The organism is uncultured Sphingobacterium sp. (assembly GCF_964277905.1).
In the GTDB taxonomy this organism is placed as follows: Bacteria; Bacteroidota; Bacteroidia; order Sphingobacteriales; family Sphingobacteriaceae; genus Sphingobacterium; species Sphingobacterium siyangense.
The window spans coordinates 485,153-507,752 of record NZ_CAXYKD010000048.1 but is presented as its reverse complement, the minus strand read 5'-3'; the positions used below and the strand labels follow the sequence as shown (position 1 = coordinate 507,752).

The 22,600-nt window shown below is 40.1% G+C and carries 23 protein-coding genes; 11 read left to right on the top strand and 12 right to left on the bottom strand.

Annotated features, from left to right (window positions below; translation table 11 throughout):
- Nucleotides 1-193: 193 nt before the first annotated feature.
- From ACHWSC_RS23855 to ACHWSC_RS23815, 9 genes are all read right to left on the bottom strand, one after another.
- Nucleotides 194-1,015: an alpha/beta fold hydrolase gene (locus ACHWSC_RS23855; protein ID WP_394678425.1), complete on the bottom strand. Its 822-nt coding sequence runs from the start codon at nt 1,013-1,015 to the stop codon at nt 194-196.
- A gap of 228 nt (nt 1,016-1,243) precedes the next feature.
- Nucleotides 1,244-3,436, bottom strand: coding sequence for a response regulator (locus tag ACHWSC_RS23850; protein WP_394678424.1), 2,193 nt, complete (start codon nt 3,434-3,436; stop codon nt 1,244-1,246).
- Between the two features lie 75 nt (nt 3,437-3,511).
- Complete coding sequence (locus ACHWSC_RS23845; protein ID WP_394678423.1) at nt 3,512-4,207, bottom strand: LytR/AlgR family response regulator transcription factor; 696 nt, start codon at nt 4,205-4,207, stop codon at nt 3,512-3,514.
- Between the two features lie 70 nt (nt 4,208-4,277).
- Complete coding sequence (locus ACHWSC_RS23840) at nt 4,278-4,751, bottom strand: Dps family protein (RefSeq protein WP_394678422.1); 474 nt, start codon at nt 4,749-4,751, stop codon at nt 4,278-4,280.
- 46 nt (nt 4,752-4,797) lie between these two features.
- Nucleotides 4,798-5,766, bottom strand: coding sequence for an NAD(P)H-quinone oxidoreductase (locus tag ACHWSC_RS23835; protein ID WP_394678421.1), 969 nt, complete (start codon nt 5,764-5,766; stop codon nt 4,798-4,800).
- Between the two features lie 151 nt (nt 5,767-5,917).
- Nucleotides 5,918-6,475, bottom strand: coding sequence for a hypothetical protein (locus ACHWSC_RS23830; RefSeq protein WP_394678420.1), 558 nt, complete (start codon nt 6,473-6,475; stop codon nt 5,918-5,920).
- Nucleotides 6,476-6,992: 517 nt separating this feature from the next.
- Nucleotides 6,993-8,045: a DUF5694 domain-containing protein gene (locus tag ACHWSC_RS23825; protein ID WP_394678419.1), complete on the bottom strand. Its 1,053-nt coding sequence runs from the start codon at nt 8,043-8,045 to the stop codon at nt 6,993-6,995.
- Between the two features lie 150 nt (nt 8,046-8,195).
- Entirely contained in the window at nt 8,196-8,912 is a 717-nt protein-coding gene (locus ACHWSC_RS23820; RefSeq protein ID WP_394678418.1) for an FAD-binding oxidoreductase, read from the bottom strand.
- Nucleotides 8,913-8,988: 76 nt separating this feature from the next.
- Entirely contained in the window at nt 8,989-9,846 is an 858-nt protein-coding gene (locus ACHWSC_RS23815; protein WP_394678417.1) for a helix-turn-helix domain-containing protein, read from the bottom strand.
- Between the two features lie 311 nt (nt 9,847-10,157).
- Between ACHWSC_RS23815 and ACHWSC_RS23810 the strand changes: the two genes are divergently transcribed.
- Complete coding sequence (locus ACHWSC_RS23810) at nt 10,158-10,379, top strand: hypothetical protein (protein ID WP_286733375.1); 222 nt, start codon at nt 10,158-10,160, stop codon at nt 10,377-10,379.
- A gap of 419 nt (nt 10,380-10,798) precedes the next feature.
- Here the strand turns inward: ACHWSC_RS23810 and ACHWSC_RS23805 are convergent, their stop codons facing one another.
- Nucleotides 10,799-11,746: an alpha/beta fold hydrolase gene (locus ACHWSC_RS23805; protein WP_394678416.1), complete on the bottom strand. Its 948-nt coding sequence runs from the start codon at nt 11,744-11,746 to the stop codon at nt 10,799-10,801.
- A 379-nt stretch (nt 11,747-12,125) separates the two neighbouring features.
- Here ACHWSC_RS23805 and ACHWSC_RS23800 point away from each other — a divergent pair, with 379 nt between their 5' ends.
- The 9 genes from ACHWSC_RS23800 to ACHWSC_RS23760 all read left to right on the top strand — a co-directional run bounded on the left by ACHWSC_RS23800 (nt 12,126) and on the right by ACHWSC_RS23760 (nt 19,765).
- Nucleotides 12,126-13,424, top strand: coding sequence for an epoxide hydrolase family protein (locus tag ACHWSC_RS23800; protein WP_394678415.1), 1,299 nt, complete (start codon nt 12,126-12,128; stop codon nt 13,422-13,424).
- Nucleotides 13,425-13,596: 172 nt separating this feature from the next.
- Entirely contained in the window at nt 13,597-14,019 is a 423-nt protein-coding gene (locus ACHWSC_RS23795) for a protein-disulfide reductase DsbD N-terminal domain-containing protein (protein ID WP_394678414.1), read from the top strand.
- A 33-nt stretch (nt 14,020-14,052) separates the two neighbouring features.
- Complete coding sequence (locus ACHWSC_RS23790; protein WP_394678413.1) at nt 14,053-14,826, top strand: DUF1223 domain-containing protein; 774 nt, start codon at nt 14,053-14,055, stop codon at nt 14,824-14,826.
- Nucleotides 14,827-14,953: 127 nt separating this feature from the next.
- A complete protein-coding gene (locus tag ACHWSC_RS23785; RefSeq protein WP_394678412.1) occupies nt 14,954-15,934 on the top strand; it encodes a heme-binding domain-containing protein in 981 nt (326 codons plus the stop codon).
- Nucleotides 15,931-16,371 (top strand): hypothetical protein, encoded by a 441-nt coding sequence (locus ACHWSC_RS23780; protein WP_205398667.1) that lies wholly within the window; start codon nt 15,931-15,933, stop codon nt 16,369-16,371. The genes ACHWSC_RS23785 and ACHWSC_RS23780 overlap by 4 nt, the downstream gene beginning before the upstream one ends.
- A gap of 43 nt (nt 16,372-16,414) precedes the next feature.
- Entirely contained in the window at nt 16,415-17,458 is a 1,044-nt protein-coding gene (locus ACHWSC_RS23775) for an alpha/beta fold hydrolase (RefSeq protein ID WP_394678411.1), read from the top strand.
- Between the two features lie 26 nt (nt 17,459-17,484).
- Entirely contained in the window at nt 17,485-17,883 is a 399-nt protein-coding gene (locus tag ACHWSC_RS23770; RefSeq protein WP_205398669.1) for a DoxX family protein, read from the top strand.
- A gap of 120 nt (nt 17,884-18,003) precedes the next feature.
- Nucleotides 18,004-19,020 (top strand): sensor histidine kinase, encoded by a 1,017-nt coding sequence (locus ACHWSC_RS23765; protein ID WP_394678410.1) that lies wholly within the window; start codon nt 18,004-18,006, stop codon nt 19,018-19,020.
- Entirely contained in the window at nt 19,001-19,765 is a 765-nt protein-coding gene (locus ACHWSC_RS23760; protein ID WP_394678409.1) for a LytR/AlgR family response regulator transcription factor, read from the top strand. The genes ACHWSC_RS23765 and ACHWSC_RS23760 overlap by 20 nt, the downstream gene beginning before the upstream one ends.
- A 122-nt stretch (nt 19,766-19,887) precedes the next feature.
- On the opposite strand, the gene ACHWSC_RS23755 is transcribed toward ACHWSC_RS23760, so the two are convergent.
- Nucleotides 19,888-20,955, bottom strand: a complete 1,068-nt coding sequence (locus ACHWSC_RS23755; protein ID WP_394678408.1) for a DNA polymerase beta superfamily protein — start codon at nt 20,953-20,955, stop codon at nt 19,888-19,890.
- The gene (locus ACHWSC_RS23750; RefSeq protein WP_394678407.1) at nt 20,952-21,698 is read right to left on the bottom strand and encodes a DNA polymerase beta superfamily protein; all 747 of its coding nucleotides are present in this window, start codon (nt 21,696-21,698) and stop codon (nt 20,952-20,954) included. The genes ACHWSC_RS23755 and ACHWSC_RS23750 overlap by 4 nt, the downstream gene beginning before the upstream one ends.
- Nucleotides 21,699-21,972: 274 nt before the next feature.
- On the opposite strand from ACHWSC_RS23750, the gene ACHWSC_RS23745 reads away from it, so the two are divergent.
- Complete coding sequence (locus ACHWSC_RS23745) at nt 21,973-22,452, top strand: hypothetical protein (protein ID WP_394678406.1); 480 nt, start codon at nt 21,973-21,975, stop codon at nt 22,450-22,452.
- Nucleotides 22,453-22,600: the final 148 nt, after the last annotated feature.

Here is a 22,600-nt window from a genome sequence, read left to right as displayed (position 1 = left end):
TTCCTTTTTTTACTAGTGTAAATCTACCGAAGAAAGAACTCTGTTAATGCCGCCTTTCGGTGAACAGGCAGATGTGATCGTTGAAACAGCGCTATAGTAAGATATTCATGTTGAGTAGGGCATTCTTAATTACTCCTTAACAAAAAAAGTGAGCCTTAGCGCTCACTTTTTTAAACTTTTTGGTACGGCTGTTTTAGGGTTCAATAAAGGCTAGAATATCCTTATTGATCGTAGGAGCCTCTGTCGTAGGCATACCGTGGGGAAATCCCGGGTAAGTAATCAAGGTTCCATTTTTTAAGAGTTTAGCAGATTTAACGGCGGCATTTTCGTAAGGAACAATTTGATCATCCTCACCGTGTAGCACCAGCACAGGAATATCAACGGCTTTCAAATCTTCGCTAAAATCTGTTTCAGAAAAAGCTTTGATACCCTCATAATGGGCAACAATACCCCCCATCATACCCTGTCTCCACCAGTTTCTCCGAATTCCCTCTTTAATATCAGCTCCCGCTCTGTTATAACCGTAAAAAGGAAGCGTTAAATCGATATAAAACTGTTGTCTGTTGTTCAAAGTCTGCTCCCTAATATTATCGAATACCTCAATCGGCACACCATCCGGATTACTTCCATTTTGTACCATGATCGGAGGAACAGCACTGATGAGTACAGCTTTTTTTGCTCTTCCTTTTGAATATTTGTTTACATAACGAATAACCTCACCTCCTCCTGTTGAATGACCGATATGAATGACATCTTTTAGATCGAGAAATTCAACGAGTTCGGCAGCGTCAGCAGCGTACTGCTCGATGGTGTGTCCATAAATATCCTGACTCGATCTGCCATGGCCTCTCCGATCATGAGTGACTACGCGATAACCTCTCTGTAGGAAAAAAATCACCTGTGCATCCCAGTCATCGGAAGATAATGGCCAGCCGTGGTGAAACATCAATACTGGTCCCTGTCCCTGGTCTTTGTAAAAAATTTCTGTTCCGTCTTTTAATTTTAAAGTGCTCATAGCTATTTGGTTTAAATGTGAATATGTATTTTCTTTTTGCTACAGTAAAACTATACGAACAATTAGCCAATTTCAATAATCATTCGACGAATAGGCAAAATGAGTCGTTAAAATCCCCTTAACAGAAAAATATTGAATTCAGTATATTTCCATCTTACTATGAACAACAAAAAAGATCACCAAGCTTGAACCGATGATCTTTTCAATTACTTATTGTTAAAGTAGAACTTAGTCTGTATAGCTTGCTAATAAACGTTGAGCTTCCTCGACGGCTGTGGTAAGGATCTGCACGACTTCCTTTAAAATACCTTCAGACAAGGTGTTCTGTTCAGTTGTAAGTTCAAGTGTTCCCAGTTTATCATCAAGCAAAGGAAGCAATCCCATAATGGCAACACTGGTTTTAAAATCATGTGCTCTTAATTTAAATCTGGAGAAATCTTGACTAGCATAAGCAGCCTTTAGCTCCTGAAGCTGGCCTGGAACTTTGTCAATAAACTGGCTGGTAACTGTCCGTTCGAAAGCACCGTCTCCCCGGCTTACCGAATGCATGTAAGCGAGGTCTAAGTAAGTAAACTTATCCTTATCAGAAATGTCTTCAAACTGCACTACATGCTGGAATCCGATGCCAAAATGTGAAATAAGCTTAAAGAGTTCTTCTTCATTGATGGGTTTGGAAATATATTCGTTCATTCCCCTGCTGAGGCACTTTTCTCGTTCACCTGCCAAAGCGTGCGCTGTCATGGCAATGATCGGAATATCCAATTGCAATACTTCTCTTATGTGCTGCGTTGCAGCATAACCATCCATTTGGGGCATTTGCAAATCCATCAACACAAGGTCGCAATGCTTATTTTTCAGATACTCCACTGCCTCCTGTCCATTGGAAACAATTTCAAAATCAACATTCCATTGACCGAGCATATGCTTCATCAGACTTTGGTTCATCATGTTATCATCAACCACCAAAATATGAAGCGGTACATTGGATTGATCTTTAAAATAATCAATATGAGCCACCGGTGCTATGACTAATTGCTCTTGCGCTACACCATAAGGGATGAAAAACTTGAAAGTTGTGCCTATTCCCTGCTCACTCTGTACTTCAATGTCACCTTTCTGGAGTAGCACGAGGTTTTTTACGATAGACAAGCCAAGTCCTGTTCCGCCATAATTGCGCGTAATGGAATCTTCGCCTTGATTAAAGCGCTCAAATACTTCACTGAGTTTTTCCTTGTCAATTCCAATTCCCGTATCTGTGATGATAAATCCAACCACAACTTCCTTCTCGCTCCTGTTCTTTTGATAAATTTCGATATTAATACTACCCTGTTTGGTAAATTTAATGGCGTTTCCAATCAAGTTTACTAAAATCTGGGTTAATCTGGTTGCATCTCCTGTTAGTGTATCCGGAATTGAGGTATCGACCTTACTTGAAATCGAAAGCCCTTTTTCTTTTGCCCGTTGAACAAAAAATGTTTCAACAGAATTTAGCAATCCACTGATACTGAATGTACCGACAGTGATACGCATCATACCGGCTTCTATTTTAGAAAGGTCCAAAATATCGTTGATGATCGTCATCAAATTCTCTCCTGATTGTTGAATGGATGATACAAACTCTGAAGAGGTAGCGTCAAGACTCCTTTTTTGCAACAGGTTTGTAAATCCGAGAATTCCACTGAGCGGGGTTCTAATCTCGTGGCTCATATTGGCAAGAAAGTTCTCTTTGGTCTGCGCGGCAATAGAGGCTTTTTTTTCCGAAGCATCCAAATCTTCAATTAGGACCCGTTGACGGCGGAATTGGCGTAGGATATGAAAACCGACTACCGAACCGCTCAAAATCAATAAAACCAATAGGGAAATATCGTATAGCCTTGCTTTTCTGCCCATTTCTTCACTCCGTATACTGAGTTCACTCATGTGGAGCTGCCTGCTTTTATAGATCTTTGCTGTTATGCTCGTAATTTCGTTGGAGATAACTCTTGCCCGAGGATTGGCAATTGAGGTTTGGTCATCCATGTTTCCAAGAGAAACATACCGTGCCAAAAGCTGATCTCGTACTATTTTTTTGTCCATAGCAAGGGTGCCTAGCCGTTGTATCAGTTTTTCTTCCACAGGATCGGAATTATCTCTGGACAAGGAATCCAGAAAGTTCTCGATCTGATTTATCTTTTTATCGATCCCTTCCAGATGCGTCGTATCGTTCGTGGCGATAGACGCGCGGATCCTACTTTCCACACCAAGGATATCGCGGTCGATTTCCCGCAGATGATTACTCGCGCGCAGCTCGTTAAGTAGCGTGTTATTATTATGGATAAGTGCTTTTGTATTTCTAGCAGAATTGACCTGAACGGCAATCAGCAGTATTGTTCCCGCCAAAAATGTCAGAATTATAAAATAGCTAAACCGTTTACTGTTCATTATAGAATTACTTTTCATAAACAAAAGTAAGAGGATTGGTTGACTGATGGCTTAGGACGAAAAATAGCAGGTGATTTAAAATACATTCATTCTTGTATTTAAAGCTTTACGATAAGCATCTGCTACTGGAATAAATTTACCATTTATTGTAATACCACCATCCTGTAAGGTATCTATTTTACTGATAGATATAATAAAGGACCGATGGACTCTGATAAAGTCATTACTAGGTAAGCGTTCTTCTGCAGTTTTCATCTTGCCATGAACGGCAAACATCTTTTCTTTTGTATAAAATTTTACATAATCTCCCATCGCCTCAGCATAAAAAATATCTTCAAGCTTTAGTCGTCTGGTCACATTTGAGTCCCTAACAAATAGGAATTCATCGTGGGTGACCTGGACCTGCTCTTTTCTGCTGTCAAGAATTACTTGAGCTTTCTCCACCGCCTGTAAAAACCGAACGGGAGAAATGGGTTTTAAAATATAATCTGCAACATTAAGTTCAAAGGCTTCAATCGCGTATTCCTTCTTTGAGGAAGTGAATATGATTATCGTGTCTTTACCTGACAAACTTTTGGTAAGCTCGATACCAGTCATTTCTGGCATTTCAATATCGAGAAAAATCAGATCCACCTCGTTTTTCTGAATATAATGATATGCCGCCATAGCGCTTGAAAATTCCCGGACAATCGTTAGGCCCGGAACTTGTTTTGCCAAGTGAACTAATGTAGTCCTTGCAATATCATTATCATCAACGATGAGCGCTTTCATAGTAATAAGTATATATGTTAATATGACAAATATACTTATTACTTTCATTTTTAATGCGAATCAATAGCTCCTATCTAAAATAGGAACGGATCATCCACGCCATCTGTTCATGGGTTTCCATCAGACCAGTGATAAAGTCACTGGTTCCGTAGTCTTTATATGACTCTGCAAAAGGTGTAACATTTCCTCGTAAAAATTCAATGATACTTTCGTGATCTGCAAGTAGGTCTTTCATGTAGCCAAGACCATCATTCGTCCTGTCACTATATTCCGTAAGGTGTGTCAGTTCAAGGTAGATGTTCATTGTTGCCGGTGCATAGTGTCCAATTTTACGCAAACGTTCAGCAACACTATCAATGAGTTCGTCCAACTGCTTGTACTGCCCCTCAAAGAAGATATGGTTTGCATGAAAATTGTCTCCCGTAACGTTCCAGTGTGCGTTTCGGGTCTTGATATAAAGTACAGTTTCGTCGGCCAATAATTTTGCCAATTGTGCAGCAACAGCATCTGTGTTTGCTTCGGTTATTCCAATATTTGCTTTCATAATATGAATGTTTTTAGCTTTATTTTTTTAATTTAAATTACCAGCATTATCTAACAAGTATGATCTTACCTGTATGTGTTCCCTTTTCTAACAGCTTATGCCCCTTGGATACTTCACTAAAGGGAAATGTCTGATAAATCACAGGTCGGAGTTTTTTTGATTCAAGAAGTGGCCAGACATGCTTCTTAACTTCAGCAGTTAAGTATTTCTTAAATTCATAGCCTCGATTTCTTAAGGTACTTCCCGTAATGGTTAATCGCTTGATCATCATTTGCCAGATATCAAGATCCACACGACTGCCAGAGACAGCATTGATATAAACAAGCCTTCCTTCGGGCTTAAGGATATTGATATTTTTTCGGACATAATCACCTCCGATCATATCCAGGATAACGTCTATACCTTCCTGCTTTAGTTCTTTTTCAAAATCCTGCTTTTTATAGTTGACATAAAAATCTGCTCCGAGTTCAATACAGTTCTGACCTTTTTCATCCGATCCTACGGTCACAACGACGCGTGATCCAAGCGCATGCGCTAACTGAATGCCTGTAATACCGATTCCGCTATTACCTCCATGTATCAGAAGCGTCTCAAGAGGCTGCAAAGCCGCTCTCTGAAAGACGTTTGACCAAACGGTAAAAACTGTTTCCGGTAAACTTGCAGCTTCGGCGTAAGTAAGATCAGTCGGTATTTCAAGGCATTGTCCTTCACGCACACTTACAAATTCGGCATATCCACCACCAGCGAGCAATGCGCACACCTTATCGCCCACTTTAAAGTTTGTGACTTGCGGACCACATCCTACGATTACACCGGCTATTTCCAGACCAAGTATGTCTGCTGGTACGCCCGCGGGAGCAGGATAATTGCCCTCTCGTTGAAAGATATCAGATCTATTGAGACCCGCTGCTTTTACTTCAATCAGGACTTGGTCTGCTATGGGTATTGGAGTTTCAAATTCTTTCAGCTGCAGGACCTCAGGCCCCCCGTAGCTTGTTATAACAACAGCTTTCATATGTTTCAACTTTTTGTTTTTAATTTTTCGGCTCTTTCCCATTTTAGTTTGTGCAGAACTTCGTTTCCCTCTGAGAGAAAAGGTTTGCCACTTTCCAAAAACATTCAAAGAGCTTTTAGAAAACACTACTAATCTTACGCCCTATTTGCTGTTAGAAAGGCTGATTGTATTTTCCGGTAAGAGCTTTGTTTTCGATACTTTTAGCAAAGTTCGGTGTCTCTTCATGATTGTGCGCATCTGAAGCTGCCTGTCTTGCCGCTGCTGCATCGGAAAGGTTAATTCCGTTTTTTTTGATATAGGCAAGCATCTCTGGAGTAGCAGTCGCATGGATCTCATTGGTGTACAGACAGGTATTGTCATCAATTTTGGTTGCCTTAAGCTCCCAAAGTACCTGAACTTTTGTTCGCCCCCCTTTGGTAATTGAATCCGATATGGAAAGCATACGGCAGTAGCCGGGCTCGTGCACAACTGCTACATAATGCTGTACCATTAATGCATCTCCGATGGTTTCTACATTAAGTGACACAGGTTCTCCGTCAAATGTCGTCGAGATCGCAGCACCAATATGCTGGCTAGAGCATCTCTGGTATTCTGCGTCAGGCAGGTTCAATAACCAGTCTGCTATATTTACTTTTTCAATTGATGCATTGATGATCGCAGTTACTGTTGAATGACTCAACGTGTTTTCGGGTGTTTGGATAATTTCCATAATGTTTAATTTAAAGGTTTGTTTTGTTTCACTGATGTAAATCTATGCACTTTAATCGCCCGCAAAGTTCGATATCCATCGAATGGGCAGAAACTGGCGTTGAAATAGGGAAAATGATCGTTAAAGCTAAAATGACTATTTGTTCAAAGTGAGCAGCCGTTGAATGGACATAAAACTTTCTATAAGTAAAATATCTGCTACCACAACCTATTCGCTTACTAAGGCAAGAATATTATTCGAAATCGATAGAAATTGTCCGATTACCACTCAATATCTTTGTGATGAGATCGACGTGGATAAAGGATACATGAAGTGTATAAAAAAAAGCGATTGCAATGTATCAGAAGGCTGGTTTCATAAATACTGAAACATCTTATCCTGCTCATATACGCTAAGATTAAAAAGTCTTCCAGACGTCTGAAACTGCATATCCTATGGTTTAAATAGCTATAACGGTCTTGAATGGCATATAGCAAGAAAATAGGGAATTTTAGAAAAAAAATGAAGCCGATACGATCTAGTCGGTTTCATTGCTATTTCTCACTTTCACAGCAGGCATCGTCTTGAAAATGTCCTGCATGTATTTTCTATGATTGGCCCCAGCTAGGACTACGACTCTTTTGGCCCCTACCACCTTAGCCCTGTTGATAACATTATGGCACATTCCCTCATTTCTCATGATCCACCAATGTATTTTCGATAGCATTTCTTCTTTGGGAAACCCCTTCATGTTATATAGAAGAGGCAAGTAAAAATCTCCCGAGGCGGAAATCTTGGCGGCCTCATCCGTGTTCAACCATTCCGTTACCGTATTTGAAGACTTTTCGATATGAGCATATTTTTCAAAACCTTTGTCAATAGCTATCAAAGCTGTTTTCAGCTGATTTTTTAAGGAATCGGTTATATCTTTCCTGAACAAGAGAAATTTTGCGTCAAATGCTCCCCACGATGCTTGCCAATTCAGATCATAGTCCTGGCAATCCATAGCCATCAGTTCCTCGATGCCTAGCTCCTGCATCATCGGGAAGGCGATATAGGCATACTCTGAAGTTTTTAGTCTTTTCATACTTCGCCCGATGGTATCTACCCCAGGGCTAAGCAGTTTTTCGATATAATTTTCTAACTCAGCATTAGGTTGATGCCGCAGGAAATTATAAACTTGCCAAAATTGATAATGCCCATTTGCCACATCCTGATCAAGATAATAGGCATGCGCTAAGTCTGCTTTTACACGATAATCATTGGGTTGCTGCTTGGATCGTTCCTTCAAGCTGTCAATAGTATGGTGCAGTAATACCTCTTTTATAGTTCGATTGCTCCTAAGGGTGTTTAGCCGGTTGATATTTGGATGTTTACACCAATAATCCATCAGCAACCGCTCGTCTTCGCTACTCAGAAACTCACCAAAAAAGGCGTCAGGCTTAAATTTTCTAATTTTATGATGGATGCTGGAAAAATCCTGGGTAGGATATTTACTATAATCATGGGAGACACCTATTAATAAAACCTCAATGTCCTGTGCTTTGGCGTTGATCGAGATTAAGAAAAATAAATAAAAGATATACTTCATATGTTGTGCCTTCTTGTTTCGTTCAGTTATTGGATGTTTCCTTATTCAGCTACACATTTGGCATTACGATTTACAAATTAGCGTCCAGACACTTATGCCATCTATAAGATTAAAAATACAAATAAATATGTACAGTTTAATCGCATTGGCCTATAATCCTTTTTTGCCTGCTAACCAATAGCCATGTAAAAAAACATTGCCATTGGTTTTTTCTTTAATGATTTTTCTAAACTGCTGAGCCGATTTTACGTTACCCGTCAACACGAAGTTGGCCTCTTCCCAGTCCGGCGTATTGATCATTGGTAGCTTGCCTGCCCAGTCCTCCATGCTGACCAAAAAGTTTTTGGGGAATATCAGGCAATTTTCCAAGCCTAATAATTCTGGAACGTTTTTATTCTCTTCATCCAATTCAAAAAGGAACACAAATTGATGCTTATTCTTCTTTAACATAGGAAGGAAAGAACAAGCTAGTGCTAATGAAGTCTCATCGCCAAAGATGACAAATCTTTGCACCGTTTTATCATAATATCTGCTTAACCCTCTTGGCTTATACATCACGATGTTGTCGCCCACTTTTAAATCTGCCATATAACGACTTCCGCAACCTTTACCATTCAAATAAACAATAAATTCAAACAAGCCCTTTTCAGTATCTGCATAAGAAACGGTATACCTTCGAGCTTCTGTAGCATTAATTCTAAAGTCGATAAACGAACCTACCGCGAATTGTACATTTTTTAAATTCCCATTAAAACATATCTTCTTGACAGATTTTGATAAAGAGACCGTTTCGACAACTTCTGTCAACGGTAGCTTGGGCGTTAAGAATTCTAAGGTATCAAATAACCATTTTGGTGCACTTGGCATAGTATTATATTTTGTTCGAAGCAAAGTACAATAGAATCAATCTTATAATATAGAACGGAAAAGAGTAGGTATTGGATTAATCGTGGTTTTTGCTACGAAATGTCAAAGCGGTAATTCCTGCAACTTTCACAAACAGTCGCGAAAAATAGGGATAGTCATCGTAACCTAATTCAGCTGCTATCTCTTTTACAGAATTATCGGAATGATATAGCAGGCGCTTTGCCTCTAAAATAATACGTTGTTGTATATGATGTGAAACAGAAAAACCCGTTACGTTCTTTACGCATTCATTTAAATAAGCAACGGAGATGTTTAATACTTCGGCATAGTCCGCGGGGCGTTTCATATGCACAAAATTTTGCTCGAGCAATTCTGAAAATCCCTTCTGAATTATTTCAAAACGCGACAATTTATCTGCTGGTTTTGACTGCTTGAGGAACTGCGACATAAATAGGGCAACCAATGTATTGCAACTGTCTTTCAGCTGCAAATGATATAACTTGTCTTCTTTTCTGTCATACAGGTTTCTACATAAAAGAAAACCCGCTTGGATAATCGCTAAATCTGCGCGTGAGCATAACGATAATGGCTCGAGGGGTGTATTGCGCTGCAATAATTTTAGGTAATCCGCATTTAAGTTTTCATTGGATATTGTTAGAATATATCCACTTATATTTTCGACTTTTAAAGCTCTGTGAACTTGATTTGGCGATTGATATAGTATAGTTGGCTTATCTATCAAATATTTTTTAAAGTCTATTTCGGTATGCGAGATACCACTTTCCTGAAATACGAAAAGGTGATAGTCGTGTCGATGCGCATGATTAAACTCCTTACTCCCAGGAATTTCTGATGGCAAACTAACTACAGCTATTCCATTACCAAAATCGCTGCCCCAGCTCCTGACAGGAATGGATGCCCTGTGTTTTTGCATAGATTTTAAACTATGGTTAAATACAAATGTAAAAAATAAATGCCCTATAAACGGTTCAACCGATCTATTTATTCACAAAAAAAGCTTTGCAGTAGGGACACAAAGTTAGTATTTTTCTAGTCTTTAAGCCACCAAGTTCGGTCAGAACACTTTGCGTATTTCAAGCTAAATTATTTTTTTTACTCACTTTCAGCAAATTATCTAAAAAAATCGTATATTTAGCCTTAATGCATCGAATTTAGAAGACTGATGAATTGCTAATGTGTATCGAATGCTAACATTCGATAATAGCATTTTAAATTTAGAGTAAAATGAAAGACTTAAAAATTGGAAAAATAATTATTAAGGTTAAGGCCATTATTATTATCGCTTTTTGTCTATTTTTAAACGGATCGGTAATCGGAGCTGCGGCAGCACACACACAAGTGACAGAAAAAGGGATAAATCCGCTGTTAATTTATATTCTCATCTTTTTGCCTTATATTATTATGTTCAAGAGTATCAAAAATAATATAACAGAATTAGAAGCTTAATTGGCAGGAGTTCCCATACAAAATATCATCTTTCACTGTGGTTGCGGAGGAATATATGCTATTGCCAAAATAAAATTTTGATCTGTATATACAGGAGAACATCGATGTTCTTTTCATTTGAAACGTTACTTATCAGAATCTCTTTCAAAATCACTATTTTAAAAAGTTCCGCACTTGGCGGGGAAAGAGGAAGTTCGGTCGAACTACTTCTCTCCTTATTATCCTTCTTTGAAAATATTAAAAACGAAAGCGCTATATAATACTAAAAGTAAAGCCGCCTTAAAAACGGTGCTTCACTTTTAGTATTTTTATCATAATTTAAAACCATTAATAAATAACGTGCTTTTGTAGTTTACTATTTAATAATCGTTTCAAACGAAAAACCTGTTAGCTATTTATCATTTTTTGTTTCAGATAACCTATTGAGCAAGAAATGCAATAGCCTTCGCTAAAAAAGTCTCATAATTTTGATAAAATGCGGCGTGCCCCGAATCTGAAAATTCTAAAAGTATAGCGTTTTCTAAATTTTGTTTCATATTGTAGGCATTTTGAATGGAAATTGGAAGGTCCTGATCACCATGTACGATTAAAACAGGTTTTTTGATAGCCTTAATTTCATCCAGTGCTCCAGGGTCTGGCTGTGCCCAGGTTAGTACAGCTGTAAACTGAGCAGACGAACTGGCATCGCTAAGCACTGGATCTCTATCAATTATCCGTTGATGAACTCTAGCATAAGATGATTTTCCAGACGCAATACTTGACTGTGAATCGGTAAATCCGAATTTTAAGTAGGAATCTTCGGGGCTAAGTCCTGCACTTCCAGCAATTATATTTGGAAGATTGGAAAGACCAATAGCTCCCTTGGGCCCACTATCAGCTAAAATTATTTTATTAATTAGTTCGGGATCCGTCAAAACAATCCTTTGAGCCACGAATCCGCCCATTGAAAATCCCATAATATTGACTTTCCCTAAATTCATTGCTCTAATAAAATCGATGGCATCGTTAGCCATTGCCTGGATAGTATTGGGGGTAGCTCCTTTGGAAGATGCCACTCCTTTATTATCAAATATGATCAATTTGTATTCTTTCGCGAGACCGTCGGTCACGGCAGGATCCCAATCATCCATAGAACCACCTGTTCCAGGTAGTAATACTAGCGGAATTCCTCCATCTTTACCCCAACTTCGGTAAGCGAAATCTGTTCCTTTCACATTGATAAAGCTGGTCTTCGCATTTTTGTGATTTACAATGGTTGTCTCCTGCCCTATTGGTAAATCATTATCGTTGCTACACGAAATCGATACTGCGGAAAAAAGGCTTAAACATAGTGCGCCTGCGATAGTAAATTTTCTAATTGTCTTCATTTTATTTATTGTTTTAATGATTATGAAGCAAACTTAAAACGATCCTCAAAGCAGTACATACCCAAAACAGTTGAACCGGACAATTTTGTAAGTGAATTAGTCAATTCCGCGGCTCATATAGTTTCATAGAAAAGTACCTCTACGTTGATTACAGGACAATGCTTTCTATCAAAATCCTTCATAGCCGGTTCTTTTATCTACCGATATCTTACTTTCAATCCGATTTATAAAAATGGAACTTCCTGTTCGAGCTTTAAAACTCCCAGCTCACCTGTGAATATGTCCACTTGAACCTATTCTCCGTTTAACACCCACGCCGCCCCACATAAATTTGTTGCAACAAAAGAAATCAGATCGTAAAATCTAAAACAAAAAAGAAATGAAGACAAAAATAACAACAATCCTTATGGTAGCGACATGCGCACTATGTATTCCTACAATTACAAATGCACAGGGCAGCATAGCAAAAACGGAAAGCGTAAAATCAGAAACTGGTATCAGACCTTATAAGATCAATATTCCACAGGCTAAACTTGATGAACTGAAAAGACGTATTTCGGAGACCCGGTTTCCAGATAGCGAAACGGTAAACGATGAATCACAGGGCATACAACTAGCCCAGTTAAAAGAACTGATCAATTATTGGGGAAATGGCTATGACTGGCGTAAGCTTGAAAACAAACTGAACGCGCTGCCACAGTTTGTCACCAAGATTGATGGACTTGACATACAGTTTATCCACGTGCGTTCAAAGGAAAAAGGTGCCTTACCCCTTATCCTTACGCATGGATGGCCAGGATCACCCTTGGAATTTATCGATGCTATAGGCACACTGACAGATCCCGTCAAATACGGTGGTAAAGCTGAAGATGCCTTTGATGTGATCATTCCCGCAATTCCAGGATATGGATTTTCCGAAATCCCTAAAGAACTTGGCTGGAACCCAGAGCGTATTGCCAAAGCCTGGGATATTTTGGTAAAACGTCTGGGCTACACAAAATATGTTTCTCAAGGGGGAGACCATGGGTCTGTAATCTCCGACGCGCTTGCCAGACAGGCTCCTTCGGGGCTATTGGGTATCCACCTGACCATGCCGGCCACAATTCCTGCAGACCTGGTAAAACCAATCAACGCCGGTGATCCCGCTCCGACAAGCCTTTCTCCAGAAGAAACAAAGGCTTATAATTCAATGCGCACTTTCTTTGGCAGAAACGCAGCGTATGGCGGGATGATGGTGACAAGGCCACAAACTACGGGTTATTTGCTTTCTGATTCTCCAACTGCACTAGCAGCGTTTTTATACGAAAAGATCGCTGAGTGGTCAGAAAGTAACCTCCAGCCAGAAAAGGTGATTAGCCGCGATGCGATCCTTGACGATATAACTTTGTATTGGCTAACCAATACCGGAGCATCCTCGTCCCGTTTTTACTGGGAAAATAATAACAACAATTTCAGTTCCGAACATCAGCAAACAAAGCGCATAAAAATTCCTGTAGCTATTTCAGTATTTCCGCATGAAATCTATCAAGCACCAGAAAGCTGGTCGAGAGCGGCTTATCCTTCTTTATACTATTATCATATCGCACCAAAAGGTGGGCACTTTGCGGCATGGGAACAGCCGGAGCTCTTCACCCAGGAAATGAGGAACGCTTTTAAAACGCTGCGGGATCAACTGTGATGATTTTCCTTTATGATCCAAACTGTCCATTTCAGGGCTTAAAACGTCTATTTCAAGCAGTTTACAGTGGCAGCGAGAGAATAATTCCGGTCTATTTGTACAAAGAATTTAAGGTTTAACAATTAAAAATATAGAAATGAACAGATTAGCAATTTTAGTAGTGACCGTTCTAATGATGTTCTGCTCACATTCAAAAGGACGGACCTTATCCGGTCAGGTGACATGGGAATGCACGCTTAAAAGGAAATCCCCCGAAGAAGGAGAAATCCGGATGAAGGCCAGGATCGCCCCCGGATGGCATATGTATGCACTGGGCAACAGCCTCCAGAGCCCGATCAAGATGAATTTTAAATTCGAGCCTGACAGATCTTACCAATTGGTGGGAAATGTGAGCCAGCCCAGCCCACTGTTGAAGTTTGATAAACTTCTAGGCATGCCAGTTACCTATTTTGAAAATGAGGTCGAGTTCGGTCAGAAGATCAGATTAAAGGGCAAAAATGGAACAATCCGGGGAACCATTCAGTTTATGCAGTGCAGCGATCAGGTATGTGTTCCGCCACAGGATTTCGGCTTCTCCTTAAAAATCTTCAACTAACAACAAACTATAAACAGCTTAAAAATTTAGATCATGAAATCAATAAAAGAAATACTATACGTTTTGAGCCTGCCTTTGATCATTGCCCTGATCATGGCCTCCAAGGGTATCAATGATGATAAAAACCTGCAAAAGATCAAAAGCAGCAACTCCGACAAAAGCTTCGCCGTGGTCGAGCTCTTTACTTCAGAAGGTTGCTGGAGTTGCCCTCCCGCAGATGAGCTTATTGCAAAACTTGAGAAGGATAACCTGAATAAAAAACTTTATATCATGGCCTTTCATGTCGATTACTGGGATCATCAGGGATGGAAAGATCGCTTCAGCAAAAGCAGTTTTACCGAAAGACAGAAACAGTACGCCACATGGATGAATCTAAGTACCTTATATACCCCCCAAATGGTCATCAATGGCAAACAGGAAATGGTCGGATCGGAAACAGGCAAAGTCATCAGCGGCATCCAGTCCGCGATGCTGGAACAACATACTGAAACCCTTGCTTTAAAACTATTGAAAGCCGAAGGCAAAAATATCCAGGTCGCTTATGTATCATCCTCTAGCTCCAAAAATTCGGACATCCTGGTCGCTCTTGTCCAGAAACACGCTTCCTCTCAGGTATCTGCGGGAGAGAACGCCGGCAAAGCCCTCTCCCATGTGCAGGTTGTACGCGAGCTGAAGAGCATGGGCGCTAAAGCCCAGGACAGTTTCTCTTTTAAACTTCCGGAAACGGGTCATGCATGGGAAATCATCGCTTTCGAGCAGGACAAGAAATCCGGAGAAATACTAGCTGCCACAAGCATAAACCTTTAGGAAATAGATTGTCCACTTCGGGGATCCAAAAGAAGAATTCAACCTGCAATATGTCCGGTCCAACTGTTTTGAGCTTCCCTAAGGTAGTACTTTACCTTAATTTTAACATAACAAAAGAGCAAAGATCATGAAACTCCTAAAGCGAATCCAACTGATACCCACCATATTCATCTGCATTACGGTAGGTCTTATCGCCCTTCAATTTTTCAATAGAACCATTGAACAAAAAGCCGTAACCGGACATATCAGAAATGTGCCTAAACAGGTCCAGCTTATCCTAGAACGTTCCTGTTTCAACTGCCATTCCAATGAGCAGCGGCTATCGTTCTTTGATAAAATTGCCCCGGTATCGTGGATCGTAAACAGGGATATTAACCGTGCACGGGAAGTGATGAATTTTTCCGAGTGGGATAAGCTCTCCGATGCGGAACAGAAAGGTAAATTTTATGCTATTTACAATATGGTAAACGCGGGTAAGATGCCCCTGCCTTCCTATGCGCTCACACATCCGGACTCAAAACTATCTGCTGTTGAAGTAGCGACCATAAAACAGTATACCCTTTCGCTATCCGCAAAAGATGGTTTGCTACCTGCACATCAGGGTATTGCGAACGTACTCGAAACAACAGCTGACCTTGCCCCGGTATCGCCGAACGGAATCCCGTACAATGCCGATTTTAAGAACTGGAAAGTGATCGGGATGAGCACGCTTATCGACAATACAATACGCGTAATTTACGGAAATGACATCGCAGTCCGCGCTATCGAAGAGGAAAACTTCCACCCCTGGCCCGATGGCAGTGCAGTGGCCAAGGCGGTTTTTAAACAGACCCGAAAATCCAATGGAGATATCGTGCCCGGAGATTTCGTAAACATGCAGTACATGGTAAAAGACGGAAAAACATATAAGGAAACCGAAGGCTGGGGTTTTGCGAAATTCAATGGTCAAGATTTAAAACCTACCGGAAAGACCGCACTGTTTGCCCAACAGTCCTGTATCAGCTGTCATAGGCAGCTCGCAGAATCGACGGGTTACCTGTTCAATGTTCCGCCGAAAGTAAACTCCAAAAGAATGATCCAGCAATATTTAAAAACTGTCCAAAAATGAAAAAGATCTTATCAGTACTATTTCTATGTAGTTTAATCTTCGGCTCATGCAGCAAGAACATATCAGATAAAGATAATGGAAAAATACGGTTCATGTTTGAACCCGGCGAACTGAAATTTATCTCATCATCTTTTAATACGGACAGGCAGACGATGTCGGCATTATACGGGAATAAGGAAGCCCTGTCCCTCTTGGAAGGAGCCCGACATAGTCACGACCGCGTTTCCCTCAAGCTTGTTACCTATAAAATGATGGAAGATCCGCAATATTTTGGGAGTAAAGTAAACGGTGAACTCTTGCGTGTAGAGACGGTAAAAGCCGGCGGCGATGGCAAACTGGACTATACCACAGAATATGGTGAAATACCCTCCGGAGAATCCAGAGAGCAGCGTATTGCCGACATAATGGATACTGATCCCGTAAATTTTCCACAATGATAGCTTCAACTCAATAATTTAAAATCGACAAAAAACAGATCCAATGAATACAATAGCAAATTTTGGCAAAAAGGTGATTTTCACCCTCTCGTTATCCCTGCTTGCCACAGCAGGTGCATCATTAGTCCACGCCCAACAGCCTACTCAGGATAAACACGCACAGGCTGACAACACCGTAGACTCCGCATTCCAGCATACAAAAAAAATAAGGGCAGGACTGCTTGATATAGGCTACGCAGAGGTCGGTCCAAAAACCGGGAAACCCGTTATCCTGCTCCATGGATGGCCATACGATATCCATAGTTTTGAAAAATCCGCTGAATTGCTTGCAGCAAAAGGATACTGGGTACTTGTGCCCTATCTCCGGGGTTATGGAACAACAACCTTTATTTCGCCAAAGGCTGTACGTAACGGACAGCAGTCAGCTGTGGCGCTCGATATCATCGCCTTCATGGATGCCCTGAAAATAGATAAAGCTGTTGTTGGGGGCTTTGATTGGGGCGCCAGGACTGCCGATATCATGGCTGCCCTCTGGCCGGAACGTGTTTCTGCACTCGTAGCCGTAAGCGGGTACCTAATCGGGAGCCCCAAAACAAATGAGATCCCACTTCCACCGGCTGCTGAATTCTTGTGGTGGTACCAGTACTATTTCTCAACGGAGCGGGGTTACAAAGGTTACAAAGCACATACAGCGGCTTTTAACAAACTAATTTGGAAAACAGCCTCCCCGAAATGGTCTTTTGATGAAGAAACCTATCAGCGCTCGGCCAAATCGTTTGAAAATCCTGACCATGTTGCTATCGTAATCCATAATTACCGCTGGCGGTTGGGGCTGGCTCCCGGAGAGAAACAGTACGACGAACTTGAAGCAAAGCTCGCCAAATCACCGGATATCACCGTACCGACCGTGACCCTGGAAGGTGATGCCAACGGTGCGGCGTTTCCACACCCTGAAAACTATGCTTCCAAATATAAAGGAAAGTACAAACACCATAACCTGACGGGTGGGATCGGACACAACCTGCCACAGGAAGCTCCCAAAGAATTTGCGGATGCCATTATTGAGGCCGACTCGCTTTCTAAATAATAAAGAAATTAATCACAAAAAATATTATGAAAAATTCAACTTACAAAAAGATTTATTTTACAGGAAGTATCCTGATATCAATATGGTTTGGGCTCAGCGGCATTTTTGAACTGACACATAACCTTGCAGTATGGGACATCACACAAAAATTAGGCTATCCAGCGCATTTTATATACATTCTCGGCGTATTCAAAATTTTAGGTGTTACCATACTACTGATCCCGAATAGATTTAAAAGGCTTAAGGAATGGGTCTTCGCAGGTATGTATTTTGACATTATTTTTGCATTCTTCTCAAAAATTGCTGTTCTTGAACCTTCTTCCGTCATCGATACATGCGTTGCCATTACTATACTTTCAGTTACCTATTTTTCATTTAATAGGATAAATCATGTCATTTATACAGCAAAAGATCTAAATACTTAAATTACAAGTATCAGGTATTTAGATATAAAACATTTTTCGCTAATTTGCTGGCATTTCAAACAGCCCGAAATACCAGCAAATTATATAAAACATTATCAGCTTAACAACGGTGAGCAAAGTATGAAGACACCTTTTTATATATCCCATAAACTAATCTGGATCAGTTCAGTATCATTGGGTATACTAACATCTATCCCAAAGATTGTGGACCATAATTTTATTCTTTCTGAGGGTATTGCCGACTTTGGTGTAACCACGGGTTTTGCCCTTTTGATCTGGTACTACAATATCTATTCGATACCAGCCTATACAAAGAAAACGGGCAGCAAAAATGTGATATCACCTCAACTTTTCAGAGGTTTAGGAGTTGGTTTGGTATTGATGTTCGTACTTTCCTCAATACAGTATTACATCCTTTCACATCTCAATTTTGGACCTAAAATGCTGATGTATGAGGTCAGAGGTGTACTCATCAACCTGACTTTCTATATGTTTATACATCTCCTATACCAGACTTATCTCAACCAGCAGGTGGTACGGGAACTTGAGCGTTCAATGTCCGCCAACCTCGCAGCACAGTATGAGCTTTTAAAACAGCAGGTAAATCCGCATTTTCTGTTCAACAGTCTCAACACGTTAAAATACATGGTGGAAAGCAATGACACTCAGTCAGCGGAATTTATCATCAAGCTTGCTGATTTTTACAGGTTTACTTTGGGCAGCCTCAGACTGAACCTACTTCCACTCGGAGAGGAGCTACAGATCATGGACTCCTATATTTACCTATTAAAAGCACGTTTTGAGGAAGGTTTAGTTGTTTCACTGAATCTAGGACGTGAAATTTATGGAAGTTTTATTCCTCCTTTTACATTGCAGCTCTTGGTAGAGAACTGCATTAAACATAATATAGTTTCACTTGAGAAACCCCTACATATATCCATTGGGCAGGAAAGTGATTACCTTATTGTCAGCAATAATATGCAGCCCAGGAAAATATCGGAACCTTCTACCGGTTTAGGACTTGAAAATATCAACCAGCGTTATCTTCATCTATCCGAAAAGGAGATCAGTATCATAATGGACACTGAAACATTTACTATAAAACTTCCCATTATATATGAACATACTAATAATTGAGGACGAGATTAAAGCTGCCCGTTCCCTCGAGAACCTGATATTGAAACTGCGTCCAGAGTCTAAGATCATGGCAAAGATCCAGAGCGTTGAAGGAGCCATAGATTACCTCTCTGACAGTGCCACGCCGGATCTTATCTTTATGGATATACAACTTTCTGACGGGATCAGTTTTGATATATTCAAGTCGGTAAAGGTTGTATGTCCTGTCATCTTTTGCACAGCATTTGGTGAATACGCAATGGAGGCTATAAAAGAGAACGGAATTGATTATCTGCTTAAACCCTTTTCAGAAACAGATCTAAAAAAAGCTTTTGAAAAGGTAGATAATTTCAAGAATTTCTTTCAGAAAACCACCGAAAATAATCTTGTTGAACTGATCCAGAAGATCAGTGGCGAAGACAATAAAAAGAAGAGCTTTCTCGTCTTCAAAAACAATAAGTACATGACGGTGAAGACAGAAGATATTGCTTTTATCTATATTAACTACACCTCTCCGACCATGGTGACTTTTAAGGGTGAGCATTTTGATCTCAGTCAATCCTTGGATCAACTAGCCTCCCAATTATCTGGTAAAGATTTTTTTCGGCTGAACAGACAGTATTTAATCAGTTTTTCGGCCGTTAAAGAGGTTGAACATTATTTTGCCAGGAAGCTATATGTCAAATTGACTGTCCCCACAGACGATAAGCTGCTTATAAGCAAAGAAAAGACCGCCCAGTTCCTCAGTTGGCTAGAAGATCGTTAAGATACAAATGTCCGCTTTATGCTCGAATATGTCCACTTAAAAGTTAACCGGTTTTGGTCTTCGATCTAATTTAAAGTTCGTAAGATCATTTGGAATAACAGATTAGATCCTTGCATTAGGAATTAAGGCTTGATCTGATAAAGCTGCTTACGTATGTCAACCAATTGCTGCCTTAGCTTATCCTGATCTGGCACTACCGGAAGTAAACTGTGCAAGCAGAGTTCCTGCACTTCCTGAAAGAGCTTTTGCGACCTGACAAAAAGGTCATCATAGCTATAAGCACCATTTTTGATGCGCAGGAGCTCTTCCCTATTGAAACGTTGTACCTGTAGTTCACTTTTAGACAAAATCTCTTTTGCCTGTTGCAATAGACGTATGGTATGCATCATATTTTTGGCATCATAGCCCTGCCCGTGATTCATTGTCCCTCGAAAGCGCGCTTCATTGCGTTCTGAAACCCAGCTAAAATATTCATTATAGGACTTACAATACGAAGAGTAAGCTTCGTGATTAACAAAGAGGTACGCACAAAGTGTTTCTTCCTTACGAATAGAACTGCAGGAAATCTCAGTACTCTCTGGTGTAGCAACGATGCCTTTGTAACCCAAAGTCTGAGTCTCATCATAATACAGGGCATACATCCCCTTTGCATGTTCGATCTTCGCTAAACCACAGTTTTCCTGTTTCCACAACCGCTTGCTTAACCAGGCTCTTAACGATAAACTACCATTACCAGCTATGATAAAGCAGAAATCCAGTAAACTTTTACGTTCTCGATCCATCGGATTGTTGATTTTCTTGTTCAATCCTTTTGCCTTCCGCACCTGTACCATGGCGTATTGCGCAAAGGTCATTGCGGCCTCTCGGGTGATAAAATCCTGCATTTTAAATTGATCAAACAGAGGATCTTTGTATAGTATGCAATCGGTAGGACTAGCCAAAAGCTCCAATACAGTAGGATTACTCTTTGAAAGAAGCTCCACAAAGCGCCCAAGCTCATAGTAAACTTCATCATTGCTTGCGTTTGCAACCTGCGCAATATATTGACCGCCCAAGTAATATTCCAGGGGCAGATAAAACACCCCCCTGATATCGGTATCGGAAGATGCTGTGGCCAATCCATATGCCCGGCTACCGACAACGGCCTCAAACAGGATCAGCCCGCTATCTCGAAGTTCGTCTATAGTCATCTTAATACGGTTTTAAAGTAATTCTCCAGTCCTTCCTTATCCGATACAGATACGGGAACCTGTTTTACTTGATGCTCTAAATCTATTAACCTTGTTTCAATATAATTCCTTATGGTCGCCGAACAGTTGTATATAAACCCCTCATCTACTTGACTTTTCAACAGCTGCAATTCCAACACTTCCATTTTTACAACATTAGGCAATAATACGGATAGTTCTGCCAATGTCATAGGCGCATAACTGCGATAGGTGATATTCCAGTCTGCTGCAAGTAAAGATCTTAAGATATAAAATAAGCTCTTGAGCTTATTCGTTTCTCGTTGGAGATCTTCAATTTTGCTACGGACAATCCCTAAATAATGATGGGCGTGCCTACCTGCGTCAAAATAATTTCCGATTATTGTCCTAAAACTTGTTTTGAATCCGTTAAACTCGTAATAGACGACTGGCGACTGTATCCATTCAAATGGACTCACATTACTCTTATACAGTAATGTGAGTACTTTAAAGAGATCCCAGCCTACCAGATCGAGGTCATCGATTATTGGAAATCGCATTTCGGTAGCAAGCGGAAACAAGCGGGTGTAGTCCTCCGTTTTTCGCACATAAAGAAAACGTACGTCGTAATCACTGTCGATTGAGGGGAAACCCCAACCCCGACTTCCTGATTCACAGGCGAAAAGTATACGTATTCCTTCGCTCGCTTCTATTTCCATTAGCTTTTTGATGATCTGTGCTTTCATTTCTTCGTGTTTTTTAATGTTTCATTAACACAAAGATCGATTGCGATACTGAAGCCTTTTTGCGCAGTAAAAAAAGAGTATAAAAACAACAGGAGATCACTCTATATCAGTCAGATAGTTTTCTTAAAAAAATCGAGCCTTACATAGGAATATAAAAGTACGCAGATAGATTGCGTAACATAAGGTAGCAACTCTTCCATTCGTCAAACCTAAAACACCGACTTGCATTAATACTCAATAATATATAGATTTGAGTTTCCCAATAAAACCATATATGAAATTTTTATTTCCAGTCATCTTTATAGTCTCTTTTTTTATCGGATGTAAAAAAAACGAAGAAAAAGAAAACGGCAAAGGTACAATTACAGTAAACAAAGCTATTTATGCCTTTGATAAGGGATCTAAACAAACGTCGATCGGAAATCTAATTGTTGATGGTAAGCTAGTAGACGGAATAAATCATCTGTACACTTTTAGCTCTGCGATTAGTAAAAATAACATAAAATTACTGTTCTTTACCCGTAACAATCAACTTTCTTCCGGCAGCTATTTTATCAATTCTGTCTCAACGATTGTGAAAAATAATGCTATAGATGTATCCTATAAATTAGAGGAAGATTACGGACAAACCGACAGAATCAACGTAACCAAGGGAACATTGGTAACCAAAAAATATGGGAATAGAGAAATTTTAGAATTCGAGACCAATGCAGGGAACAGAATCACTTTAAAATGGGATGGTGAATTCAAATAACAGTCAAAAATGAACATTGTTAAGCTTAGAACAAAGTTCCTTAAAATTTGGTCGATCGTTATCTACCTATTACTCTATACTGAAGGATTTAGTCAGACCAAATATTTCCTTTTTGAAGAAGATAGCAAGGAGTTCGTAACGTCATCCT

Excerpts from the sequence above, each read along its gene's own strand:
- ACHWSC_RS23745 (WP_394678406.1), top strand. The coding sequence starts at position 21,973 with ATGAAATTTTTATTTCCAGTCATCTTTATAGTCTCTTTTTTTATCGGA.
- ACHWSC_RS23760 (WP_394678409.1), top strand. The coding sequence starts at position 19,001 with ATGAACATACTAATAATTGAGGACGAGATTAAAGCTGCCCGTTCCCTC.
- ACHWSC_RS23775 (WP_394678411.1), top strand. The coding sequence starts at position 16,415 with ATGAATACAATAGCAAATTTTGGCAAAAAGGTGATTTTCACCCTCTCG.
- ACHWSC_RS23830 (WP_394678420.1), bottom strand. The coding sequence starts at position 6,475 with ATGGAAATTATCCAAACACCCGAAAACACGTTGAGTCATTCAACAGTA.
- ACHWSC_RS23835 (WP_394678421.1), bottom strand. The coding sequence starts at position 5,766 with ATGAAAGCTGTTGTTATAACAAGCTACGGGGGGCCTGAGGTCCTGCAG.
- ACHWSC_RS23800 (WP_394678415.1), top strand. The coding sequence starts at position 12,126 with ATGAAGACAAAAATAACAACAATCCTTATGGTAGCGACATGCGCACTA.
- ACHWSC_RS23770 (WP_205398669.1), top strand. The coding sequence starts at position 17,485 with ATGAAAAATTCAACTTACAAAAAGATTTATTTTACAGGAAGTATCCTG.
- ACHWSC_RS23785 (WP_394678412.1), top strand. The coding sequence starts at position 14,954 with ATGAAACTCCTAAAGCGAATCCAACTGATACCCACCATATTCATCTGC.
- ACHWSC_RS23810 (WP_286733375.1), top strand. The coding sequence starts at position 10,158 with ATGAAAGACTTAAAAATTGGAAAAATAATTATTAAGGTTAAGGCCATT.
- ACHWSC_RS23855 (WP_394678425.1), bottom strand. The coding sequence starts at position 1,015 with ATGAGCACTTTAAAATTAAAAGACGGAACAGAAATTTTTTACAAAGAC.
- ACHWSC_RS23750 (WP_394678407.1), bottom strand. The coding sequence starts at position 21,698 with ATGAAAGCACAGATCATCAAAAAGCTAATGGAAATAGAAGCGAGCGAA.
- ACHWSC_RS23850 (WP_394678424.1), bottom strand. The coding sequence starts at position 3,436 with ATGAACAGTAAACGGTTTAGCTATTTTATAATTCTGACATTTTTGGCG.
- ACHWSC_RS23845 (WP_394678423.1), bottom strand. The coding sequence starts at position 4,207 with ATGAAAGCGCTCATCGTTGATGATAATGATATTGCAAGGACTACATTA.
- ACHWSC_RS23795 (WP_394678414.1), top strand. The coding sequence starts at position 13,597 with ATGATGTTCTGCTCACATTCAAAAGGACGGACCTTATCCGGTCAGGTG.
- ACHWSC_RS23790 (WP_394678413.1), top strand. The coding sequence starts at position 14,053 with ATGAAATCAATAAAAGAAATACTATACGTTTTGAGCCTGCCTTTGATC.
- ACHWSC_RS23755 (WP_394678408.1), bottom strand. The coding sequence starts at position 20,955 with ATGACTATAGACGAACTTCGAGATAGCGGGCTGATCCTGTTTGAGGCC.
- ACHWSC_RS23825 (WP_394678419.1), bottom strand. The coding sequence starts at position 8,045 with ATGAAGTATATCTTTTATTTATTTTTCTTAATCTCGATCAACGCCAAA.
- ACHWSC_RS23840 (WP_394678422.1), bottom strand. The coding sequence starts at position 4,751 with ATGAAAGCAAATATTGGAATAACCGAAGCAAACACAGATGCTGTTGCT.
- ACHWSC_RS23805 (WP_394678416.1), bottom strand. The coding sequence starts at position 11,746 with ATGAAGACAATTAGAAAATTTACTATCGCAGGCGCACTATGTTTAAGC.
- ACHWSC_RS23815 (WP_394678417.1), bottom strand. The coding sequence starts at position 9,846 with ATGCAAAAACACAGGGCATCCATTCCTGTCAGGAGCTGGGGCAGCGAT.
- ACHWSC_RS23765 (WP_394678410.1), top strand. The coding sequence starts at position 18,004 with ATGAAGACACCTTTTTATATATCCCATAAACTAATCTGGATCAGTTCA.
- ACHWSC_RS23780 (WP_205398667.1), top strand. The coding sequence starts at position 15,931 with ATGAAAAAGATCTTATCAGTACTATTTCTATGTAGTTTAATCTTCGGC.
- ACHWSC_RS23820 (WP_394678418.1), bottom strand. The coding sequence starts at position 8,912 with ATGCCAAGTGCACCAAAATGGTTATTTGATACCTTAGAATTCTTAACG.